Annotated in this window: 3 protein-coding genes; all 3 read right to left on the bottom strand. The window is 53.3% G+C overall.

Features of this window, described 5'->3' with window-relative positions; all coding sequences use genetic code 11:
* Positions 1–458, bottom strand: a 458-nt coding sequence (locus AK963_RS25635) for a hypothetical protein (RefSeq protein ID WP_202969870.1), incomplete at its 3' end; no start/stop codon positions are given.
* Positions 458–3982, bottom strand: a complete 3525-nt coding sequence (locus AK963_RS25630; RefSeq protein ID WP_066018211.1) for a hypothetical protein — start codon at positions 3980–3982, stop codon at positions 458–460. The genes AK963_RS25630 and AK963_RS25635, both read right to left, overlap by 1 nt.
* 11 nt (positions 3983–3993) lie before the next feature.
* Entirely contained in the window at positions 3994–4383 is a 390-nt protein-coding gene (locus tag AK963_RS25625; RefSeq protein WP_066018210.1) for a hypothetical protein, read from the bottom strand.
* Between the last annotated feature and the right edge of the window lie 163 nt (positions 4384–4546).

The raw sequence follows: 4546 nt of genomic DNA, 5'->3' as shown, positions 1-4546 counted from the left end.
CCGTACCGGTTGAAATAACCGGCTGAGAGGGTGTCCACATAACCGCTGTAAAAAACAAAGATCAACGTGCGTTCATCGCCGATGGCGTGCCAGCGTTGTGTACCACCGTGGGTTTGTGTCACGGCAGCGATCTGGCTGTATCCAACGTAACTTTCCGGGCTAGTCACAACATCGGCAATCTGCATCTTAAAGCCTTGCTGCTGATTACCGTCAGACTCCACGATCAGGTACATATCGTCCTGATGGGCTGAATGATTTTTGTACACGGTGCGGTTACTGTCCGGCACCGTCGAGGTCATTGCCTTTGTCCAGCCAAATCCCGGTTTGCTGCCGTATCCGGTCACTAAAATCGCATCGAGCACTTCTATGATGCTGTTTTTATAAGCGCCATAACCGCCACTTAAATATTTAAATTCCGGGGCACCTGAATCGTTCCAGCTGTAGTATTGAACCGGCATCAGTCAGCATCCCCCCGAATCTGTAGTGTGAAATCGTCGTTGGTTTCGGTTCCCTGACCTGAAAGGACAGTCCTGCATATCCACACTGGAGCAAGGCATCCATCGGTATTGAACCGGATCGCATTGCCGACGGCCCAACCGCTGCCCCAACCATCAGCCTGGATAGTGAAGAAAGGCACGCCGGTTTCCGGGTTAATGGGTGCCGTGTCGGAGGCCGTTGTGCTGGTTTCAATAATACCGAGCTTTTCCTCGACCACCTGAAAGGCTGAACCACTGGTGAAAATGATCGCCCACTTGCCATAGATGGCTCCCTTGTTGGTCACTTCCACCGGATAGTTAATGGTGTTGTATTGCGCCGTGGTCTGATCCCCAACCCGGTGATCAGTCCAGTTCGGGTCGCCGTTGTCCCATACCTTCTGGCTGAAGAAATTCTTCACTCTCGCCTGAAGATCGCCATAGACGACTGCACTGCTGACCGTAGTTTCGGAGGCGGGTAAATCCCAAGGCACCGGGGAGATAATGGAGAGGTCGCCGTTGATCTGAACGTCACTTAAAACACTCATATGCTCAACCCGATCCTTAATGGTGAAAGGTGCAGTGAGAGGGTTACCGCCAGCATCAATCAGGCTCAATGGATCGGCAAAGGTAACGGTTCCCGCCTCTCTATCGACGGTGTATTGATCGCTGGCCAGCAGAGCCCCGCTGCTGTCTTCCACCGCAATGTCTGCCTGATGGTCACGAGCCAGGTTGATCACCTGGCCTGCGGTGGGGGTAGCGGCATCGGTGCTTGCCGTGTGGCTGATGACTACAATATCCCCGGCTCGATAGATAGGGACCCGTCCATCAGGAGGGAGACGAACCGGATCGAGCCCGATCAATTCAGCATCGAGGGGCAGGCTGGTTTCCACCACGCAGTTATAACGAACACTCTGCGGGATAACGTAAATAGGATCAGTCCCATCGGTAAACTGAAGTTCACACCAGCCTGTGGTTACGTCGATTTTTCCGACCACTTCTGCGGTATTGAACTCACCATTAAAATCCGCCGTTGCCGTGATAATGTCGCCGATATCCACCCGCACCGCTGTTAGCTGCAAGCTGCCCTGACGGATCGGAGCACCGGGCGTTCGGAAGGCGACCGCATCAATCTTAAAGCCAACGCCAACGGTGGCCGCTGCCTGAATGGTTGCAGTACTGACCGATCCCTCTGGATAGCTCGCCAGCGTTGCCATGCCGCCGCTGTAATCAATCCTGCCGACCTGAACCCCGGCATTGGTTTCGGTGCTCAGGTTTTTATAGAGAGAACCATCCCGGTCAAAGTAGGTTTCACCGTTCCATTCAAAGATCACGCTGCCGGGGAGCAGGACGGTATTGTCCATCAAGGGCAACAGATCAATGGTCAGCTCTGGTGAGGTGATATTCTCGTTGTACGGTGCGTGAGCGAGGTTGCTCGCCTGTGCAATGGCCGTAATGGTGCTGCCGTTGAAGGTTTGGATTTTGGAGGTGTTGGTCACGTCCAGCTTTCGAACGTAACCATTAAACGTCTGCTTGATGACGTATTCAGGATAGGAGTACTGCTCCAACGCCAGAATGGTGAATGCCCCGGTCTGGTAATCAATGGCTCCCGTAACACCCCGCCAGCCACCCGTTGTATCGTCGCTAATCTGTTTAGCCACGTTCCGGGTGGTTTCATAGGTTGTCCAGTCATCCTCGTTTCTGGTTTCGCTCGGCACGTTGGACAGCTGCTCGACCAGAAATTGCAGCTGTATAGAACCTGGGAGCAGTGGAGCACCGGGAATGGTGCCACTCATTACGCCCTGACCATCCACAGAGACAATCACCTCGCCACCGGCACTGGTGCCTTCTTCATAGGTCAGTTGAATCTCGGTGCCACTGTCCGGCAGGAAATCCAGCTTAAAGCTCAATTCCCCCGGTGCGTAGTGAATAGCGCCATTACCATCCCCTGTCAGCAAACCATTAGCCTGATCAGTCAGGGTTTTATTCTCACCGGAGGAAACGTACGTCACCGTCATCGAGCCGGGTTTGATGCCGGGTTTTTCGACGGTATGCCGGAAGGTCATATCATCCACAGGCACCGAGCCGGTTCGGATCGTCACCTCATCATCATTCTGCGCCACGTAGCTGAAGACGATAGCACTGTCAGGATCGGGCAGCGCATCGAGGGTGATTGCAGCCGATCCCGTTGCAAAGATAATGGTTCCGGTTCCCGAGCCGGTCATCTGGCCTGCGCCGGTATCCCGGATATCCTGCCATTTACCCAAGGCGATATAGCTGACCACCAAGGTTCCCGGCCTTGGTTTGGCCTCCGCCATATTCAGGGTGTAGTTAAAGCCCCGGTTCTGGTTGGTGATTGGAATAGCTCCACTGATCGCAGCCCCGGTAATGGCCACGGCTGGCTGATAGGTCGCATTGGCAGTAGCCGTGGTATAGCTGCTCGCTCGCCAGACGTTAATCTCCCCGAGGTCATAATCTACGGTTAGCTTGCTGTAATTATTGGTCCCGCTTTTATGGAGCAGATTTCCCGCACCGTCATCTTCAAAGGTGCCGCCATCGAGGGACAGGGAGAGGGTTTTCGGTAATACGCCTCTCTGCACATAGGTTCGGCTCTGGTTGCCGGTGATATGTACAAAACGACAGCTGACCGAACGGGTAGTGTCAGCGGTGGCCACCATGGTTTTGCCGGTATAGCCACCGTATTGATCGAGCAACGGGCTTTCTACCTTGGCACTCGGCACCAGTGGCGCATAAACACTTTCGGCCTTAACGGTGAGATCCCCTGCGGTCAGATTGGCGCTCAATGGCTGAATGCCATAATAACGGCTGGTGTCCGCTATCTGTGTGCCATAAATGGTACTGGTTTCTTCCTCCGGTTCTCCGGGAACTGGCTGCGCTCCGACAAAGGTTGTCACCAGTGGAGCACTGATCTCCATTTCTACCTTGCGCCGGTTAAAGTCCACATACTCTGAACCGTTGTGATAGGTAAACGTGACCACCGAATGGTCAACGGCAGTAATACGGATAAACTGACTCGTTAGCCCATCGGGAGTGGTGAGCTTATAGACCTCCCCGATTTCAGGGACCGCCCATTCCTCACGCTGATAGCCGACAATGGCACGTTGACCTTCCAGCTGATCGCCGACCAGTTCCCATGATGCTTTGATACCGGGAACCACATAACTCTCAATTCTGTCTCTGGCATCCAAACGCTCATCGGTCTGACTGTCGGTATTGAACAGCAAAACACTGACATTCTTATCCTTGGGAGGCTCGGTCAGGATCAAATGACTGCCGAGATAAATGTCATTGTTATCGGTGCTGATCCCAATAAACGCCTTTCGCAGGGCAACATCACCAATGGTTCGGTCGATCCGGGAAATATCCTGAAAGAGATTATTGACGTTGCCATCAATGACCTCGTTACCAGTCACCCGACCGCCACCATCTTCCTCATCCGTGAGGCGCTGACTTTCAAAAAGCTTAACGTCATCATTCGTTATGGCCATATTAAATCCTTTTAAACAGTTTCAACTGTCAGTAATCGAAGGGTAAGAAGGTATTGGTTGTCATCATCTGGATAGGCGAACGGCATAACCTGCTGTGCCTCTATGGGAGCACCGTTAGACCGGTCAAAGATAACGGAGAACTGGCGACTATCCGGGAGCGTTAGAGTCATGGTTTTATTGGCCGCTTTGGAGAGAGCAAACAGGCTCTTGACCGTCAGCCGGGATACCCAACCGGCCTCGCCGCTTCCAGATAGCTCGATTGGCCTTCCATGGATTAGTTGCCCTTCCTGAATCAGCAAAGCGCCGGTCAGGCTCCGCTCTGTATTCTGCTCAACAGGGTTCCATTCAAACTCATTGATCCAGAGCAAATCGTCCGGGAGGGTAATGGTGTCCAGTTGCATCAGACCGTCCTCATGCCTGCATTTTTCAGGGCTTCTAGCAGTTTGGTTTCATCCGTTGAATCAATGCCGACATTGACCGCACCGCCGGGATATTCGAGCCGGATAATTTTCTGCGGAGCCGGTTGTGTAGTTCGGGTGGTTGGTGCCGACGTGCTCACCTGGC

Origin of the sequence: Endozoicomonas atrinae (assembly GCF_001647025.1) — a bacterium.
In the GTDB taxonomy this organism is placed as follows: Bacteria; Pseudomonadota; Gammaproteobacteria; order Pseudomonadales; family Endozoicomonadaceae; genus Endozoicomonas; species Endozoicomonas atrinae.
The sequence above is the reverse complement of the archived record's forward strand: the minus strand, read 5'-3'. Positions and strand labels throughout refer to the sequence as shown.

Coding starts and splice junctions, on each gene's coding strand:
- AK963_RS25630 (WP_066018211.1), bottom strand. CDS start 3,982: ATGGCCATAACGAATGATGACGTTAAGCTTTTTGAAAGTCAGCGCCTC.
- AK963_RS25625 (WP_066018210.1), bottom strand. CDS start 4,383: ATGCAACTGGACACCATTACCCTCCCGGACGATTTGCTCTGGATCAAT.